Below are 17575 nucleotides of genomic sequence, written 5' to 3' on the forward strand. Positions count from 1 at the left end.
CCAGTCCATCACCCTAAGTAGCAATGACCCGTAGAACGAAAGGAAACCCCATGATTGACCTGCAGAAGAAGCCCGTGAAGATCGTCGGCGTCAACCCGCGCGCCGAGATCCACGGTGAAGAGCGCAAGCCCGCATACGACCTCACGCTCGAATTCGACTCCAGCAATGACGTGCTGATCCCGTTTCACCCGGAGCTGCGCCACTTCCTGTTTCAGAAGCCGGCCAACCCGGATTTGGCAGACCAGGCCCAGCCGAGCGACATCCCGACCGAGCGCCGTTTCCCGCGCCCGGTCGGCAACATCAAATGGGACTTCGCTGCCGAAGGCTACTCGATCCGCGTGGCCTACGGAATCGGTGGCCCGAGCGACATCAAGCTGTCGGACGTCAAGATCCACAAGGTGAAGTTCCTGCCGAAGGAGGGCGGCACCGTCACGGTCGGCCTTACTGCCATCGTGCACCCGGAAACCGAAGACGTTGGCCGCCTCTGCGAGTTCATTCAGCAGCAGATCGAAATGGACATCACGCCGCCGGCGCCGACCTCCGTGCACGACCTGTTTCCCGGCGGCGAGAAGAAGGCCGCCTGATGAACATGCTGACCTTGAGCACCAGTGCCAAGGCTGTGCTGGCGCGCCTCGAGAAGGGGCCCGCCACCTGTCGCCAACTGAAGGACGACATCGGGTTCAAGTCTGAGCCTGATGGCGCCCTGGCGAGCCTCATGGCGGCCGGACTGGTGAAGCGCACGCGCACTGGTACTGGCAAGCGCTCGCCGTTCGTCTATTCGCTCGGGTATGACGTCGACGAGATCGTCGACATGGACGACTTCACAGCGCGCCCGGCTGATGTTCAGGTGCGCCGCGACCCGCTGATCGTCGCCCTGTTTGGTCATGGGCCGGCTAAATCGTATTGGGAGACTTCGCAATGCGGTATCTGAGCGTCTGCAGTGGCATCGAGGCGGCAACGGTAGCTTGGCATCCGCTCGGATGGCAGTCGGTTGCATTTAGCGAAATCGAAGCGTTCCCGCGCGCGGTCCTCGCCCACCACTATCCGAACGTGCCGCTACACGGCGATTTCACCACGATCAAAGGCAACGAGTATGGAGCAATTGACCTTCTTGTCGGAGGAACCCCTTGCCAATCATTCAGCGTCGCAGGACTACGAAAGGGACTGGATGACCCTCGTGGCAACCTCATGCTCGAGTTTGGGGCGCTTGCTCGGCGCACACGCGCCAGGTGGTTGGTATGGGAAAACGTCCCCGGCGTCCTGTCGTCGAATGGCGGACGGGACTTTGGCGCCTTCCTCGGAATGCTGGCAGAACTCGGGTATGGGTTCGCCTACCGAGTTCTTGACGCTCAATACTTCGGAGTGGCCCAGCGACGCCGCCGTGTGTTCGTTGTCGGATACCTTGGAGACTGGCGCCGTCCCGCAGCGGTACTTTTTGAGCGCGACAGCTTGCGCGGGAATCCTGCGCCGAGCCGAGAAACGCGGCAAAAATTTACCGGAAGCCTTACATCAAGCTCTGGCCGCCGTGGCGGGGTAGATGATCCTGAGCGTGGAACTTTGATCTCGGTCGATGTCTGTCCGACACTTCGGGCCGGAGGCAATCGAACCGGAGGCGACCGACCTCCAGGCACTGATGTCGACACGGCTGATAGCTTAATACCTCTTTCCGTCGCAATTCGTGGGCGCGAAGGCGGCGGCACTGCAGAATTAGGCGACAGCCTTGCTGGTTGTCTGCGCGCGTCAACCGGTGGCGGCGATAAGCCGCATGTATTGGCACCTGTATCTGTGCGGGATGTGGCCGGAACGATCACCGGCAACTACGGAAAGCAAGTTGATAGCAGCGATACCGCGCTCGGGCCGAATGTGGTCATGCAGCCTGCAATTTCACTTCAGACGGACGCAACGCCGAAAGCCAGCGTGGAGCTTGCGTTCACGCTAAAACTGCCAAGTGCATCGGGAGGCGGCCAACCGGCTGCAGCAATGACGCCAGACATGGCCGTTCGCCGCCTGACCCCACGCGAATGTGAACGCCTGCAGGGATTCCCCCCTTTGCAGGAAAAAATTATCATTGACTTATGCATCGACCATCAAAGCGGCTTTGTTCTTGCGGATCTGAGATGTCTCAGGTCGCTCGGCAATGCATCGTCTGCCGACGCAAGCGGGTCTCCGAAACATGCGGTTACTGTGGAAAGGCATTCCAGCACGCACCCAGCAGACCGCGTGATGCTTGCTCACGCGAGTGTGCGTATGCTCTCCGCGGACGAGCTTCTGGAGCTGCACAGTCGAACAAAGTTGATCTGGTCTGCGAAGAGTGCGGCCGAATCCGATCTGTATCTCCCACCTATGCGAGCCGCCGCTATTGCAGCCGAGCTTGCACCGCCGCTGCGCGCACTGGCGAGCGAAGCCTTACTTGGAAAGGCGGGATCACTACCGAGCATCAAGCTTTCTATGCCAGTAAAGCGTGGCGAGACTTGTGCGCCGAAATCTGGCGCCGCGAACGCGGGCACTGCCAAAGGTGTCGCGAAAGATGCTCAACTGGAGAGGTTCACCACATTCACACTTGGGTCAATCGTCCCGACCTGCGCCTCGAAGGAAGCAACCTGGCTCTGCTCTGTGTTGGCTGCCATAAGTGGGTGCATTCCAAACGAAACACTGCCAGAGAGTTTCTCGCTCCAGTTTGACGTAGAGACACCGTACACCCTTGTTCCTTACCGTGGCAAGCCTGCCGCCGACGGCCCGCGCTACAAAGCGCTCGGCAACAGCATGGCGGTTCCCGTCATGGCCTGGATCGGGAAGCGCATTGCTCAGGTCGAAGAATTGTCCGAAGGCCGAAGGGTGGCAGCATGACCCGCTACCCGACCCCACGCGGTTTTGACATGCCGGTGAACGCACCGCGCGTACACCCGACTCTTGATCAGGGATTCGCGCGCATGCGCACCTGCGTCTGCTGTGGCCAGCGCCGGAGCGTTGCCCAGTTCAGCGGGAACATCGATACCTGCCAGCGCTGCATTGCCAGAACTCCGAATAAGAAGGATCAATGATGAAGCACATCAAAAAATGGCAAGAGCGCATAACTACGGCAGAGGCGAAATACATCACGCATCAATTGAATGCACGCGATGCCGAAATCGCAGAACTCCGCGCTGCCCTTGCAGCTACACAGAGCGCGGTGGAGGCTGTCAAAGGATTAGGCCGTATCACAAACGAAGATAATGGCTATCTGACGCTTCAATTCGTTGACGAAGATTCCGCGCTTGAGTTTATGCGTTCTATCGCGCCGTCTGTTGAAGTTGATTCCATGCCGAACGTGGATAAGCCCACCCACCCCGCAGTAGTGGGAGTGCCAAATGCTAATGAAGTGATACTTGCACTGCGCCGTGCTTTGACGTCAGCAGAAGTGCCCAAAGGAGAAGATCGAGCCAAGATTATCGGTCATTTCTGCAACGAGTATAACGCCCTACTTTTAACCCCATCCCCACAACCAGTAGCGCAAGGGGTGGATGCAGAAATGCGTGACGCACTTTCCAACCTTCTCAATCGTTATGTCCGCTTGGCGAACTCAGGTGATGCCGGTAATTGGAATCCAGAGGAAGAACCTGAGGTTATTGCCGCGCGCGCCGCACTCACCAAGGACAAGAAATCATGAGCAAACCTTACGAACTTCACCCAAGCGGCCTATATGACTTTACCGCTGGCGTGCATTGCGGTGTTTTGATTACGGAAAACGTAATGCGGAAGCTTGCTAAGCTTCAAGCAAAACATATGGAAGATGTAAAACGCTTGCTATCCGAGGAAGCTAGCCGTGGACATGTTTTCCCGTCGATGTGGACTCTGTACTACCCAGATGGAAAGCAAACCACTGTTCGCTATATCGACACTAGCGAAACCGTTGATAGTCGAATCAAGAGCGCCCTTACAACGCATCAGCCGAACTACTGCAAAGTTGTGTTCGTAGCAGGAACAATGAAAGAAGCCGAAGAAATGGCGCTAGCTCGATTTGCCGAGACTGGGGAGGTGTAAAAAATGAAAACCATCACCTACGACGACACCAAGTGGAAGTTGGTTCCGGTTGAGCCGACGCCGAAAATGCTTGATGCACTGAACGAGCCCGATGAGCCGAACATTATTAAAGCTCTGACAAAAGCATATAAAGCATGCATTGCTGCCGCCCCATCAGCACCACAAGCCGCGAGTGCTGTACTTTCAATGACGCCAGAGCTTCGCCAAGCCTTGCAAGACTGGGGCCGCGCAACCGAAGGCGACGAAGATGCAGACGCCGCACTGCTGGAAGTGCTTAGTGGTTATGTAGCAGCACCAGACGCAGCGGGGAAGTGTGGGCAAGGAAAGTGGAAACGTAATCTTGAACTGATCGAACATTGCGCCAATAAAATCCACTCAAAACTGGATAACCCTGCATATTTCACGAACGCCCCGAAGGACTTTCCTAACGGTCCGATTTACGACGCGGCAGAGGCAGCACTGTCTATCGTGTTCATGGTCAAGGAATTGCAAGTCACCCCACCCACCGACACTGGCGCGGCGGGGAAGGTAGATACTGACGATGCTGTTGCGTGGTGCGTGGAAAACCCGGACAACAAAGCCCAAGTTTTCATCTACGGTAACGGCGCGGTTTTGAAGCCGGGGGACAAATTGTACCTGCGGGCCACCCCACCCACCGACGCGCAGAGCGTGCGGGACACCGACAAGGACGGCAACCACGCCGACGACTTGCGCGTGAGGCTTGATGAACTGGAAGCCAAACACGAAGCTCAAGACACAGCGTTCCAGCTTTGCTCTCTCAAGCTGAAAGATGCTGAGGCGCGTATTGCCGAACTGGAAGCGCAGGCGCAGAGCGTGCGGGATGCGGCGCTGGAGGAAGCGGCTAAGGTTTGTGAAGAGTTCGACGGCGAATTGCAAGGCGTGGTGTTGGCGCAAGATATTCGCGCATTAAAAGCAATGCAAAATGGGCTGACGTTCGCGCAGATTAGCAAAAGAAATTTCGATTCGCTTATGAATTGCGTATCGACAGCAGAAGGATGGGGTGCAATTTCTTACGACCGCGCAGAGGAATTGCGCGTCGCCCTGAAAACCACCGCCGCACCCGCCGCGCAAGCACCGGCAGCACAGTGGCGCGTTGGCGAATTCTGGTCGTCATCGAATCCGAGCGAAAAGGTGCTGGTGCTGGCTGTTGGTGACGAAATCGCCAAGCACGGCGCGCATCACAGCTTTATCCGCTGGGTCGGGGCCGCACCGGCTGGCGATGCGCGGGATGCCTCCCTCACCAATTATGGTAGCAGGGACGATGCGCGGGATGCGGCGCGGTATCGGTTCTTGCGCAAAGGGTTTGGCGACTTTGGCCCTGATGTTGATCTTCACAATGCGTTTGTCGATGGCGATGAAAAGATGGACGCCGCCATCGACGCCGCCATGAAGGAGAAGCCATGAGCACAAATAAGTGGAAAGCCGCAATCCCTCGCGGCGAAGTAGAAGAAGGCGAAGTAGCCATAGTGATGGGCATCAAAACCAGTCGCGGCTATCGCGCTGAGTTCGTCGGAAAGTTACCGGAAAATCGCGCATTGCAGGCGTGGCTTACCGTCATCAGCAAACCGCCGATTGTCGGAATGGATAACGGAATTTCCGAGGCATACGACGCCGCCATGCGCGAGAAAGGCCTCGCAAATGTTTAATTTGGTCAAGAAGCACATCGGTCTCAAAGAAGCCGAACACACAATCGAATCAGACAGTTCCGCAGCCCAATCGAGTCAACAGGCATTGACAGTGGATGAAATGCTCAACGAGATGGCCAAGTTCGGGGCACCCAGCATTAGCTGCCTCGATGACGGTCTCTGGCATGCATCGATCGCCATGCGGACTATGGCTCTAGGCAGCGAATTCAAAGTCAGATCCGAGTTTAAGCACAAGACGGCCGCTGAGGCTTTAGGTGTGTGCCGCGAGCGAATGTATCAAGCGATCAAAACGATATCGAGCAAAGAGAGCAAGTGATCATGGCGAACTCGAAGAAACCCCGCAAGGCCTACCGCCCGCGCCCCGTGAGCGTCAATGCCGCCGAATGGGCCGTGGCTGGTGCCTGCTGCTTCACGGCCTCGATGGTCGCTGACCTGATCGAGCCGGTGAGGGCAGCATACGACAAGCTGCGCCAGGGCCAGGCAACCGTTGACGACTGGAACACGCTTGTGCAGGCCCTGAACTTGGGTGAGGCGCTGGCCGTGGCCCGAATTGGTGCCGAGCTGATGCCGTTCCTGCACGCTGGAATGGCCGCACTACAGGCAGTAGCCGAGCGCCGCGCCGCTGGCCGGTCCTCGGTGTGCACGGGCGCTGAGCTAACGACGATCTACGACGCCATGAGCTGGTACCGGAGCCAACTGCGCATTTGCACGCAAGCGGAGTACTCGCGCGCCATCAAGAGCGTGAAGAACTGGCACATGGGCGGCGGCAGCCGGCGCGTGGCCGAATTGATTGAGAAGATGGCCGCGTGAGTGCGGTCTGGAATTTGGAGGAAAAAGTGGTCAATGAATTGAATTCTGCTGGTGAAATGCCTTCGATTGGCTTCATCCGTGAAATCGACCTGGTGCGAACCCCAGCGCGGGCCGGGAAGCCAGAGCGGCGCGGTGCTGTTGGTGTTTCGCACGCCACGCTCTGGCGTATGGTTAAGGCGAAGAAGTTTCCCCAGCCCGTGAAATTGTCGGCCGGGGTGACTGCATGGCGCGTCGAGGACGTGCGCGCATGGCTTGCGGGGAAGTGGGAATCAGGCCCGGCGAATATGAACGACCTCAGCGCCGCCGCGTAGTTTGTCAAGGTAGTCGGCCCAGCGCTGCATCATTTCGCGTCGCGCTGGAAGATGGCTCGTGCGATTGTAGGCTCGGCCATTGGCGTCCTTGACGGTGTGCGACAACTGGTGTTCGATCAGATCCACTCGCTCACCCAAGACCTCGTCCATGATAGTCCTTGCGGTAGCCCTGAAACCGTGGCCCACAACCTGATCGCCAAAACCAAGCTCCCTCAGCGCAAAGTTGACCGTGTTCTCACTCATTGGGCGCTCGGTCGATTTGATGCTCGGCATCACGTATCTACCGTGCCCCGTGATGTTTTGCTGTGTCCTGATTATGTCCAAGACCTGAGTGGCAAGCGGCACCACATGCGTCTGACGCATCTTCATTTTTTCTGCCGGGATGATCCACGATGCATCCTCAAAGGATATCTCGCTCCATTCCATGCGGCGCAGTTCGCCGGGGCGAACAAATAGGTATGGCGCGAGCTTTAAAGCGGTCCGGCACGCCGGGTGCCCTTCATACCCCCACATGGCCCTGAGCAGCGGCGCCAGCTTTTCTGGGTCGGTAATGGCCTCATGGTGCTGAGCCTGATACTTCTCCAGCGTCTGCTTGATCCCGGTCGTCGGATCGCGCTCAACTAGCTCCCATGCCATCGCCAGCTCGAATACGCCGTGGAGATATCCGAGTACTCGATGGGTGGTTTCGCGAACGCCGCGACTCTGCATCTTTTCGAGAATTACACTGATTTCACGTGGCCTGATCTCGGAAATAGGGCGGCTACCGATGAACGGGAAGACATCACGCTTGAACCAGCTTTCGACGCGCTTTTGCGTCAATTCAGCGCGGCCCTTTCCAGTCGTCTTCAGCCAGTCGCTGGCGACCGTCTCGAAGGTGGTGTTCTTCGCCCTGGCAGCTTCTCTCTTACCCTGTCGCTTCACCTCTGATGGGTCGACCCCGGTGGCCAACATCTGCTTCGCGTGATCGCGTGCGCGCCGCGCCATGACCAGCGATACCTCCGGATAAACGCCAAGGGCAAGTGTCTTTTGCTTTCCGTAGAACCGGTAGTTCATCCGCCAGTACTTACCAGCAGCTTTGACCAGCAAGTAGAGGCTATCGCCGTCCACGTGCTTGTCACCGGCAGGCGAGCCAGAATGCTTCACCTGGCGGCAAAAAGTGTCGCTCAGTGCCATGTAAAACCCCTGAATTTGATGGTATTTTTTGGCGCTCTGATCCCCGATACCATCGGCAGATACCATCAGAGCTTTGAGATGGGATGATACACGCTGAACAACATGAGACAACACGTCACGAGTGAGAAATGCAAAAAAAACTCGCGTGTGAGACAAGATGAAATTGGATGATATTGCTTGGTGGTCCCCCCGGCTGGAATCGAACCAGCATCCCACGCTTAGGAGGCATGTGCACTATCCATTGTGCTACGGGGAGACGCGGGCGCAATTATAGCCGAGGGGTGGCCGCAACTGGGTACAATGGCGGTTTTGCTTCTTCGCGCGAAGTCTTCCATGGCAGTTATCTCCCTCACCGACGCCCAGCTGGCTTTTGGCCATGTGGCCCTGCTCGACCATGCCGAGTTTTCCCTTGAAACCGGGGAACGTGTCGGCCTGATCGGCCGTAATGGCACGGGCAAGTCCTCGCTTCTGAAAATCCTGTCCGGCCGCGCGCGGCTCGATGACGGCCTGCTCGTCATGCAGCAGGGCCTGAAGATCGCCTATGTCGAGCAGGAGCCGCAGTTCGACCCCGGCATGTCCGTGTTCGACGCCGTCGCCGGCGGCTTGGCCGCGCAGCAGGCCATGCTGGCCGAGTACGAGGCGCTGACCGGCCAGTTTGGCCAGGGCAATGACGAGGCCGTGATGGAACGCATGCACGTGCTGCAGGCCCAGCTCGATGCGGCTGATGGCTGGAATCTGGGCAACAAGGTCGAGGCCACGCTCGACCGGCTGGGCTTGCAGCGCGATGCGCTGATGGGCACGCTATCGGGCGGCATGCAAAAGCGCGTCGCCCTGGCCGTGGCCCTGGTGGCCGGTCCCGACGTGCTGCTGCTCGACGAACCGACCAACCACCTCGACGTGCAGTCGATCATCTGGCTGGAAGGCCTGCTGCGCGAATTCCGCGGCTCGGTCTTGTTCATCACCCACGACCGTAGCTTCCTCGACAATGTGGCGACGCGCATCATCGAGCTCGACCGTGGGCGTCTGCTTTCCTTCCCCGGCAACTTCTCGACCTACCAGCAGCGCAAGCAGGAATTGCTGGAAATTGAAAAAATTGAGAATGCCAAGTTCGACAAAATCCTGGCGCAGGAGGAAGTCTGGATCCGCAAGGGCGTGGAGGCGCGCCGGACGCGCAACGAGGGCCGCGTCAAACGCCTGGAAGACCTGCGGGTGCAGCGTGCCGCGCGCCGCGATCAGCAGGGCCAGGTGCGGCTGGAGATCACGGCCGGCGAGCGTTCGGGCAAGATCGTGGCGGAGCTGGAAAACGTCAGCAAACGCTATGGCGACAAGCAGATCGTGCGCGACTTCTCCTGCACCATCATGCGCGGCGACAAGGTCGGCCTGATCGGCACGAATGGGGTCGGCAAGACCACGCTGCTGCGCATTATCCTCGGCGAAGAGGCGGCCGATAGCGGCAAGGTGCGTCTGGGCACCAAGCTGCAGGTCGCGTATTTCGACCAGATGCGCGCCCAGTTGAACCCGGAGTCGAGCCTGGCCGATACCATCTCGCCGGGCGCGGACTGGGTCGAGGTCAATGGCCAGCGCAAGCATGTGATGAGCTATCTGGGCGACTTCCTGTTTTCGCCCGAGCGCGCGCGTTCGCCGGTCAAGTCCCTGTCCGGTGGCGAGCGCAACCGCCTGCTGCTGGCGCGCCTGTTCGCCCGCCCGGCCAATTGCCTGGTGCTCGACGAACCGACCAATGACCTCGACATCGACACCCTCGAGCTGCTCGAAGAACTGCTCGAGGATTATCAGGGCACGGTGTTCCTGGTCTCGCACGACCGTAGGTTCCTCGACAATGTGGTGACTCAGGTCATCGTCAACGAAGGGGAGGGCCGTTGGCGCGAGTTTGTCGGCGGCTACACGGACTGGGAACGCGCCGCGGCGCGTGCGCCGGCCGCGAGCGCCCCCAAGCCGGCCGCCAAACCGAGTCCGGCACCGAGCCCGGCCCCGGTGCAGGCGGGCAAGCTTGGCAAAAAGCTCAGCTACAAAGAACAGCGCGAGCTCGAGGAACTTCCCAAGCTGATCGCCAGTCTTGAAGATGAACAGACCCAGATCAACCTGTCGCTCAACGACCCGGACTTCTTCCGCACCCAAGCGGCTGACGCGCGCCGCATGAGCGCGCGCTATGCTGAAATCGAGGAAGCCCTGCTCGAAGCGCTGGAAAAATGGGAGGCGCTCGAGGCCAAGGCGCGCGGCGACGCTGTGTCGTAAATTGTCGCTTTTCTTTACAGATTTCGTGAATATCCGCCGGGCCGCGCTCGGTATAATGCTGGCAACCTCGCCTTCGGGCTCGCTCTACTGGAAGGAAACCGCATGAAGCTTTACCCCGTCATTCTGTCCGGCGGCGCCGGCACCCGCCTGTGGCCGTTGTCACGCGCGGTGCTGCCCAAGCAGTTGCTGCCGCTGGTATCGGACAAGACGATGCTGCAGGAAACCGCGCTGCGCGTATGCGCCTGGCCGGATGTCATGCCGCCGCTGATCGTCTGCGGGAATGAGCACCGCTTCCTGGTGGCCGAACAGATGCTCGAAATCGGCGTCACGCCGACCGGCATTCTGCTCGAACCGGCCGGGCGCAATACCGCTCCGGCCGTTGCCGCCGCCGCCAGTTACCTGCTGGCGATCGACCCCGAGGCGGTCATGCTGGTGTTACCGGCCGACCACGTCATCAATGACGGCAAGGCCTTCGCCGACGCGGTCGCGCTGGCCAAGAACCAGGTCGCCGATGGTGCACTGGCCACCTTCGGGGTGGTCCCGACGGCGCCGGAAACCGGCTATGGCTACATCCATGCCGGCGCCGCAGTGGCGGGCGCGCCGCACTGTTTCAGCGTCAATCGCTTTGTCGAAAAGCCGGACCGCGAGAAGGCCGAAGGTTTCCTTCGCGAGGGTGGCTATTACTGGAACAGCGGCATGTTCATGTTCCGCGCAAATGCCTTCCTCGAAGAACTACGCACCTACCAGCCGGCCATTGCCGACGCCAGCGCCGCCGCCGTCGCCATGGGCGCGCGCGACCTCGACTTCTGCCGTCTGGATGAAGACGCCTTCATGGCCAGCCCCTCCGATTCGATCGATTACGCAGTGATGGAGCACACCAAGCGCGCCGTGGTAGTGCCGGCCGACATCGGCTGGAGCGATGTCGGCTCCTGGTCGGCCCTGTGGGAAGTGCAAAAAGGCGACGATCCGCTGGGCAATGTGCAGCGTGGCGACGTCTATCTCGACAACGTGAAGAACTCGCTGGTGCGCGCCGAAAGCCGCATCGTGGCCGTGGTCGGGGTCGAGGACCTGGTCGTGGTCGAAACCCAGGATGCCGTGCTGGTCGCGCACAAAGACCAGGTGCAGCGCGTCAAGCAGGTGGTCGATCATCTCAAGTCCAAGGACCGCACCGAGCACCTGCACCACACGCGCGTGTATCGCCCCTGGGGCTTTTACGAGGGCATCGATTCGGGCGAGCGCTTCCAGGTCAAACGCATCACCGTCAAGCCGGGCGAGAAGCTGTCGCTGCAGATGCACCATCATCGCGCCGAGCACTGGGTGGTGGTGTCGGGTACCGCGCGCGTCACCTGCGGCGATACCGTCAGCCTGCTCGCCGAAAACCAGTCGACCTATATCCCGATCGGTGTCAACCACCGTCTCGAGAACCCCGGTAAGGTGCCGCTGCACATCATCGAAGTGCAGTCCGGCAGCTACCTCGGCGAGGACGATATTGTGCGTTTTGAAGACATCTATCAGCGCGCCTGATTGCCGGTAGCGCTTGGCGTTATCGCTCTGAAATGGTAGTCTGTTTCGCCCGTTTGACTTGTGGTCTGACGGGCGATGTTCATTTTGAGACACATTGAGGAGTTTGGTGTGCGTATCGAACAAAAACAAGCCAGCCAGGCAGGCTTCACGCTGCTGGAATTGCTGGTGGTGATTGTGATCATCGGCCTGCTCGCGGCCTACGTCGGGCCTAAGTATTTTTCCCAACTCGGCAAGTCGGAAGTGACTGTCGCCAAGGCCCAGATCGAAGCATTCACCAAGTCGCTCGATACCTACCGCCTCGACGTCGGCCGCTATCCGAGTACCGAAGAGGGCCTGAGCGCCCTGCTGGTGGCGCCGCCTTCGGCCGCCGGCAAGTGGAACGGCCCGTATCTGCAAAAGGCCCTGCCGCCCGATCCCTGGGGCCGCCCCTACATCTACCGCGCGCCTGGGCAGAAGGGCGAGTACGAGATCGTCTCGCTCGGCCGTGATGGCCAGCCGGGCGGCAGCGGCGAAGACGCCGACATCAGCAACTGAGCCAGCGCGCCATGCAGTTCGCAGTGCGTGCGCTGTCGCCGGACGCGGTCGTGACCGAATTGACGGTCGAGGCCCTGGACCCGGCCGACGCGCGCCGTCAGATCGAGGCGCGCGGCATGGTCGTGGCCGACGTGCGCGCGGCCGGCGGTGCGCTGCGCCGCGCCAGCGGCGGCGGCATGACCCTGCTGCTGTTCTCGCAGGAGCTACTGGCCCTGCTGCAGGCCGGCCTCGGCGTGGTCGAGGCGCTCGAAGCCCTGCTCGAAAAAGAGAGCCATCCCGTCACGCGCAGCGTGCTCGCGCGTCTGCTCGGCGGTCTGCGCGAGGGCAAACGCTTCTCGGCCGTGCTGGCCGAGCAGGGCGAGCGCTTTCCGCCCCTGTATGTGGGCATCGTGCGCGCGGCCGAAGGTACCAGCGATCTGCCGCGCGCGCTGGCGCGCTACATCGACTACCAGCAGCGCATCGACAGCGTGCGCAGCAAACTGATTTCGGCCTCGATCTATCCGGCCATTCTGCTGCTGGTCGGCGGCGGCGTGTCGACCTTCCTGATTACCTACGTGGTGCCGCGCTTCGCCGAAGTCTATGAAGGCGCGGGCCGCAATCTGCCCTTCCTGTCGCAGCTGCTGCTGTCGTGGGGGCGCTTTGCCGCCAACCACACGCGTCTGGTGCTGGCGGCCCTGGCCATCGTGGCCGGCTTGGCCTGGCTGGGTCTGCGCCGCCTGCTGGCGCCGGGCGGCCTGCTGCGTTTGCTGGGCCGCCTGCCCGGCATCGGCGAGAAGGTCCAGGTCTACGAATTGTCGCGCCTTTATCTGACGCTCGGCATGCTGAGCGAGGGCGGGATTCCGATCGTGCAGGCGATGGATACCGTGCAGGGCCTGGTCAGTCCGCCGCTGGCGGCCGGGCTGGCGCGCGCGCGCCAGATGGTCGAATCGGGCCTGCCGCTGTCGCAGGCCTTCGAGGCCAATGGCCTGTGCACGCCGATCTCGCTGCGCCTGCTGCGCGTGGGCGAGCGCACCGGCGACATGGGGCCGATGCTGTCGCAGTCGGCCGCGTTTTATGACGGTGAAATCGCGCGCTGGATCGAACGCTTCACGCGCAGCGTCGAACCGCTGCTGATGGCCGCCATCGGCCTGATCGTCGGCGCCATCGTGGTGCTGCTGTATATGCCGATCTTCGATCTGGCGGGAGACATGACATGAGCGCCGTGTTCGACCACGCGCTGCTGCTGAAGGCGCGCGCCCAGAGCGCACGTTCGCAGCGTGCCATCGTCGAGGAACTCGAGGCCCTGAGCGGGCTCGATGCGCGCGACATCGTGCGCGCGCTGGCCGCGCCGTTCGGGCTGGAAGTGGTGGAGACGGCCGACATGCTGCAGCTGCAGCCGGCCTTCGATCTGCTGCCGCTGGCGCCGGCCATCGCGCGCCACTGCGTGCTGCTGCGCGCCGAGGGTGGGGCGCTGCTGGGTGTGATCGCCGATCCCTTCGATCTCGACCTGCAGACCTGGATGGAGACCCAGGCACGCGCGCCGCTGCAGCTGCGCCTCGCGCTGGCGGCCGATATCCAGGCCTATCTGAGCAAGCAGGAGGAATCGGCGCGCGCCGTCGACTCGCTGGTGGGCGCCGACGGCGACACCAAGCGCGATGGCAAGACGGCTGCCGTGCTGTCCTTCGCCAGCGTCAGCGAGGCCGCCAGCCCGGCCGTCAAGCTGGTCAACTCGACCCTGTACGACGCCCTCAAGGCCGGCGCCTCCGACGTCCACCTCGAGACCACGGCCGGCGGTCTGGCCGTCAAATACCGGATCGACGGCGTGCTCGATCACGCCACCGCCGTGAATGGGGTGGAGCTGGCCGAGCAGGTCATCTCGCGCCTGAAGGTGCTGGCCGAACTCGATATCGCCGAGCGCCGCATCCCGCAGGACGGCAGCTTCCGCGTGCAGGCCAATGGGCGCGACATCGACCTGCGCGTCTCGATCATGCCCTCGATTCATGGCGAGGACGCGGTCATCCGTATTCTCGACAAGCGCGCGATGGTGGAAGCCTACGGCGCGCTGACGCTGGAGGCGCTCGGCTTCGACGCCGCCTCGCTGGCGGCGCTGCGCGCGCTTACCCAGGAGGCGTATGGCATGCTGCTGGTGACCGGCCCGACCGGCTCCGGCAAGACCACCACGCTGTATGCGGCCCTGACCGAGAGCCACACGGGGCGCGACAAGATCATCACGATCGAAGACCCGGTCGAGTACCAGCTGGGCGGCATCCTGCAGATCCCGGTGAACGAGAAGAAGGGCCTGACCTTCGCCAAGGGCCTGCGCTCGATTCTGCGCCACGACCCGGACAAGATCATGGTTGGCGAAATCCGCGACCGCGAGACGGCCGAAATCGCCGTGCAGTCGGCGCTGACCGGCCACCTGGTGCTGACCACGGTGCACGCCAATAATGTGTTCGACGTGTTCGGCCGCTTCACCCACATGGGCATCGATCCGTATGCCTTTGTCTCGGCCCTGAATGGCATCTGGGCGCAGCGCCTGGTGCGCACCAATTGCCCGCACTGCGCCGTCGCCTACACGCCCGACGCGGCCGAACTGGCCAGCGTGAACCTGAGCCCAGAGGAAGTAGCCGAATACCGCTTCATGCAGGGCAAGGGCTGCGGCGACTGCCGCGGCACCGGCTACAAGGGGCGCCGCGCGATCGCCGAAATTCTCACGCTGAACGACGAAATCCGCGAACTCATCATCGACAAGCGGCCGATCCGCCAGATCAAGGCGGCCGCGTATGCGAACGGCACGCGCAGCCTGCGCCACGCGGCGCTCGAGCTGGTCAAGCGCGGCGCCACCACGCTGGCCGAAATCAAACGGGTGACCCTGCATGCTTAATCTGGCCCGCCTTGGACACTGCCTGCACCTGGGCCTCGCGCGCGACGGTCTGAGTCTGGCGCGCACACACCGCTGGGGCGATCCTGCCTTCACGTTGTTGGCTGAGCAGGCGCTCGCGCCGGGCGCCTGCGAGGACGCGGGCGCGCTCGACGCCGCGCTTGCGCAGCTGTGCGCTGGCCACGACCTGCGCGGCCAGCGTCTGCGCGTGGTGCTGGCCGATGAACTGGTGCGCCTGTGGAGCGTCACGCCGCCCCAGGGCGCGGCCCGACTGGCCGATCTGGAGGCCGCCTGCGCGCTGCGCTTTCAGGGCCTGTATGGTGACAGCCTGGCCGGCTGGGAGCTGGCCGCCGACTGGCAGGCCGACGCGCCTTTCCTGGCCTGTGCGCTGCGCGCCAGCCTGGGCGACAGCCTGGCGCGCGCGGCCCGTGACAGCGGCGCGCTGCTGACCCAGGTGCAGCCGCAGCTGCTGGCCGCCTGGAACCGCTGGTGCGGCAAGCTCGATGCTGCGGCCTGGTTCGCCCTCGTGCAGGGTGATCGTCTGAGCCTGGGCATCAGCCGCGCCAGGCGCCTGCATGCCGTGCGTGTGCTGCGCGTGACACCCGAAGCCAGCCTCGATTGGCTGGCCCAGCAGGTCGCGCGCGAGGCCCTGCGTCTTGAGTGCGCGGCGCCCGAGCTGCTGCAGGTGTGCGGCGCGGCGCCGGCCCAGTGGGTCGATGGCAGCCATGCGACGCTGCGCGTGCAGCGCCTCGATCACGCGCGGCGCGGCTTGCCGCCGCTGAGCGCGGCCGCGCAATTGAGCTATAGCGGGGTGGGGGCATGAAGCCGGTACGGATCAATCTGGCGCGCCCGGGCTGGCAGCGCAGCCTGCTCAATACTGGGGCAGGGTGGTGGCTGGGCGCGCTGGCGGGCGCGGTGCTGCTCGTTGCGGCCGGTATCGGCATGCGCCAGCTGCTCGACGAACAGGCGCAGCGCGAGGCGCGCATCCGCGCCAGCCTGCGCACGCCTCAGGTCAGCGCCACGCCGGCCGCGCTGATTCCGGCGCCGCAGGCGACCGCCGTGAACAGCGCCGTGCATCAGCTGAATCTGCCCTGGCGCGAACTGGCCGCCAGTCTCGATGGCGCGAACACCCAGGGCGTCAGTCTGCTGGCGCTGGAGCCGGATGCGCGCGCGCGCAAACTCAAGCTGCAGGCCGAAGCGGCCGGCAGCGACGCCATGGTGGCGTATATCGAAGCGCTCAAGCACCAGCCCCTGATCCTGTCGGTGCTGCTGACGCGGCACGAGATCAACGAAGGTGATGCGGCGCGCCCGATCCGCTTCCAGCTTGAGCTGCAGTGGTCGACCCGCGGAGGCCAGCCATGACGCGCCAGACCCTGCTGCTAAGCCTGCGCATCGCGGTGCGCCAGCATGGCTGGTTGCCGCCGCTGGCCCTGCTGCTTTGCCTGGCCGCGGGCGCGGCCTGGGCCTGGCTGCTGCCCGCGCGCAGCGCGCAACAGACGATCGCCGCGCGCGCCGTGCCGCAACTGGGGCCCGCACCGCTGCAGGCAGCGCCCAGTGCCGACCAGAACCTGGCCGCGTTTTACGCCACGCTTGGCGAGCAGCAGTACGCCGAGCAGCAGATCAAGCAGATCTTCGCCCTGGCCGGCCGCACCGGCGTCACGCTCAGCAGCGGCCAGTACAAGTCGAGCTATGACGAGAACGGCCGCTTCACCGCCTACAAGATCACCCTGCCGGTCAAGGGCAGCTATGCGCTCGTGTGGCAGTTCTGCATGGAGGTGCTGGCCGCGATTCCGTTCGCCGCCCTCGATGAAGTGAGCTTTAAACGCGAGACGGCCGGCGACCCGGTGGTCGAAGGGCGTCTGAGCTTTACCCTGTACCTGAAAGGGAATACGCCATGAAGCCGCGCCATCTCGTGATGGGCCTGGCCCTGGCCGGCGCCGCCGCCCTGGTGCTGTTCGGCGACCGCAGCCCGAGCGGCGCGATCAGCGAACCGGTGGTGCGCGCCCGGCCTGCCGCCGCGCCGGCCGCGGCGCGCGCGCCCGCACCTGTGCCGACGGCAGCGGCCGTGCTGCCCCTGATTCCGCGCGAGACCCTGATCGGCGACCCGAGCGCGCATACGCCGGCCCTGTTTGGGGCTGCCGCCGCGGCGCCGGTCACGCAGGTGAAGAATGAAGCGCCGCCACCGCCGCCGCCGCCGAGCGCGCCGCCCTTGCCCTTCCAGGTGATCGGCAAAGCCGTCAGCGACGGCCAGTGGCAGGTGTTCCTGGCGCGCGGCGACCGCACCTATGTGGTGGCGGCGAACAGCGTGATCGACGGTGTCTACCGGGTCGACAGCATCGCCCCGCCCAGCATGACCCTGACCTATCTGCCGCTCAACCAGCAGCAGCAGCTTTCGATTGGAGCCCTAGAGTGAAGTCCACGTC

At 62.7% G+C, this 17575-nt stretch carries 20 protein-coding genes, 1 tRNA gene and 1 pseudogene; 20 read left to right on the plus strand and 2 right to left on the minus strand.

Features of this window, described 5'->3' with window-relative positions; genetic code table 11:
* Positions 1-50: 50 nt before the first annotated feature.
* The 11 genes and pseudogenes from LZ005_RS19575 (at position 51) to LZ005_RS19620 (ending at position 6808) form a co-directional block, all read left to right on the plus strand.
* Positions 51-584, plus strand: coding sequence for a hypothetical protein (locus LZ005_RS19575; protein ID WP_237810192.1), 534 nt, complete (start codon positions 51-53; stop codon positions 582-584).
* On the plus strand, positions 584-931 hold the full coding sequence (locus LZ005_RS19580; RefSeq protein ID WP_237810193.1) for a hypothetical protein: 348 nt from the start codon (positions 584-586) through the stop codon (positions 929-931). The genes LZ005_RS19575 and LZ005_RS19580 overlap by 1 nt, the downstream gene beginning before the upstream one ends.
* Positions 919-1353 (plus strand): annotated as a pseudogene (locus LZ005_RS21925) (DNA cytosine methyltransferase); the annotation flags it as partial. The gene LZ005_RS19580 and the pseudogene LZ005_RS21925, both read left to right, overlap by 13 nt.
* Positions 1354-2117: 764 nt before the next feature.
* Positions 2118-2681 (plus strand): HNH endonuclease, encoded by a 564-nt coding sequence (locus LZ005_RS21930; protein ID WP_373889417.1) that lies wholly within the window; start codon positions 2118-2120, stop codon positions 2679-2681.
* Positions 2682-3037: 356 nt separating this feature from the next.
* Positions 3038-3646 carry a hypothetical protein gene (locus LZ005_RS19590; RefSeq protein ID WP_237810195.1) on the plus strand — a complete coding sequence of 203 codons (609 nt, stop codon included), beginning with the start codon at positions 3038-3040 and terminating at the stop codon, positions 3644-3646.
* Positions 3643-4020: a hypothetical protein gene (locus LZ005_RS19595; protein WP_237810196.1), complete on the plus strand. Its 378-nt coding sequence runs from the start codon at positions 3643-3645 to the stop codon at positions 4018-4020. Before LZ005_RS19590 ends, LZ005_RS19595 begins: the two co-directional genes overlap by 4 nt.
* A 3-nt stretch (positions 4021-4023) precedes the next feature.
* A complete protein-coding gene (locus tag LZ005_RS19600) occupies positions 4024-5445 on the plus strand; it encodes a hypothetical protein (protein ID WP_237810197.1) in 1422 nt (473 codons plus the stop codon).
* Complete coding sequence (locus LZ005_RS19605) at positions 5442-5687, plus strand: hypothetical protein (RefSeq protein ID WP_237810198.1); 246 nt, start codon at positions 5442-5444, stop codon at positions 5685-5687. The genes LZ005_RS19600 and LZ005_RS19605 overlap by 4 nt, the downstream gene beginning before the upstream one ends.
* On the plus strand, positions 5680-6003 hold the full coding sequence (locus LZ005_RS19610; protein ID WP_237810199.1) for a hypothetical protein: 324 nt from the start codon (positions 5680-5682) through the stop codon (positions 6001-6003). The genes LZ005_RS19605 and LZ005_RS19610 overlap by 8 nt, the downstream gene beginning before the upstream one ends.
* Positions 6004-6005: 2 nt before the next feature.
* The gene (locus tag LZ005_RS19615) at positions 6006-6497 is read left to right on the plus strand and encodes a hypothetical protein (RefSeq protein WP_237810200.1); all 492 of its coding nucleotides are present in this window, start codon (positions 6006-6008) and stop codon (positions 6495-6497) included.
* Positions 6494-6808 carry an AlpA family phage regulatory protein gene (locus LZ005_RS19620; RefSeq protein ID WP_237810201.1) on the plus strand — a complete coding sequence of 105 codons (315 nt, stop codon included), beginning with the start codon at positions 6494-6496 and terminating at the stop codon, positions 6806-6808. Before LZ005_RS19615 ends, LZ005_RS19620 begins: the two co-directional genes overlap by 4 nt.
* On the opposite strand, the gene LZ005_RS19625 is transcribed toward LZ005_RS19620, so the two are convergent.
* A complete protein-coding gene (locus tag LZ005_RS19625) occupies positions 6767-8047 on the minus strand; it encodes an integrase arm-type DNA-binding domain-containing protein (protein ID WP_237810202.1) in 1281 nt (426 codons plus the stop codon). The two genes, LZ005_RS19620 and LZ005_RS19625, sit on opposite strands and share 42 nt — an antisense overlap.
* Positions 8048-8162: 115 nt before the next feature.
* A tRNA-Arg gene (locus tag LZ005_RS19630) sits at positions 8163-8237 on the minus strand.
* A 77-nt stretch (positions 8238-8314) separates the two neighbouring features.
* Between LZ005_RS19630 and LZ005_RS19635 the strand changes: the two genes are divergently transcribed.
* The 9 genes from LZ005_RS19635 to LZ005_RS19675 all read left to right on the plus strand — a co-directional run bounded on the left by LZ005_RS19635 (position 8315) and on the right by LZ005_RS19675 (position 17565).
* Entirely contained in the window at positions 8315-10234 is a 1920-nt protein-coding gene (locus LZ005_RS19635) for an ATP-binding cassette domain-containing protein (RefSeq protein WP_237810203.1), read from the plus strand.
* Between the two features lie 102 nt (positions 10235-10336).
* Positions 10337-11758 (plus strand): mannose-1-phosphate guanylyltransferase/mannose-6-phosphate isomerase, encoded by a 1422-nt coding sequence (locus LZ005_RS19640; protein WP_237810204.1) that lies wholly within the window; start codon positions 10337-10339, stop codon positions 11756-11758.
* A 75-nt stretch (positions 11759-11833) separates the two neighbouring features.
* Positions 11834-12292 carry a type II secretion system major pseudopilin GspG gene (gene gspG, locus LZ005_RS19645; RefSeq protein WP_373889404.1) on the plus strand — a complete coding sequence of 153 codons (459 nt, stop codon included), beginning with the start codon at positions 11834-11836 and terminating at the stop codon, positions 12290-12292.
* 11 nt (positions 12293-12303) lie between these two features.
* A complete protein-coding gene (locus LZ005_RS19650) occupies positions 12304-13488 on the plus strand; it encodes a type II secretion system F family protein (protein WP_237810206.1) in 1185 nt (394 codons plus the stop codon).
* A complete protein-coding gene (locus LZ005_RS19655) occupies positions 13485-15155 on the plus strand; it encodes a GspE/PulE family protein (RefSeq protein ID WP_237810207.1) in 1671 nt (556 codons plus the stop codon). Before LZ005_RS19650 ends, LZ005_RS19655 begins: the two co-directional genes overlap by 4 nt.
* Positions 15148-15975 (plus strand): hypothetical protein, encoded by an 828-nt coding sequence (locus LZ005_RS19660; RefSeq protein WP_237810208.1) that lies wholly within the window; start codon positions 15148-15150, stop codon positions 15973-15975. Before LZ005_RS19655 ends, LZ005_RS19660 begins: the two co-directional genes overlap by 8 nt.
* Entirely contained in the window at positions 15972-16514 is a 543-nt protein-coding gene (locus LZ005_RS19665; protein WP_237810209.1) for a hypothetical protein, read from the plus strand. Before LZ005_RS19660 ends, LZ005_RS19665 begins: the two co-directional genes overlap by 4 nt.
* Positions 16511-17050: a hypothetical protein gene (locus LZ005_RS19670; RefSeq protein WP_237810210.1), complete on the plus strand. Its 540-nt coding sequence runs from the start codon at positions 16511-16513 to the stop codon at positions 17048-17050. The genes LZ005_RS19665 and LZ005_RS19670 overlap by 4 nt, the downstream gene beginning before the upstream one ends.
* Positions 17047-17565: a hypothetical protein gene (locus tag LZ005_RS19675; RefSeq protein ID WP_237810211.1), complete on the plus strand. Its 519-nt coding sequence runs from the start codon at positions 17047-17049 to the stop codon at positions 17563-17565. The genes LZ005_RS19670 and LZ005_RS19675 overlap by 4 nt, the downstream gene beginning before the upstream one ends.
* Positions 17566-17575: the final 10 nt, after the last annotated feature.

It is taken from the genome of Massilia sp. TS11 (assembly GCF_022012445.1).
In the GTDB taxonomy this organism is placed as follows: Bacteria; Pseudomonadota; Gammaproteobacteria; order Burkholderiales; family Burkholderiaceae_D; genus Telluria.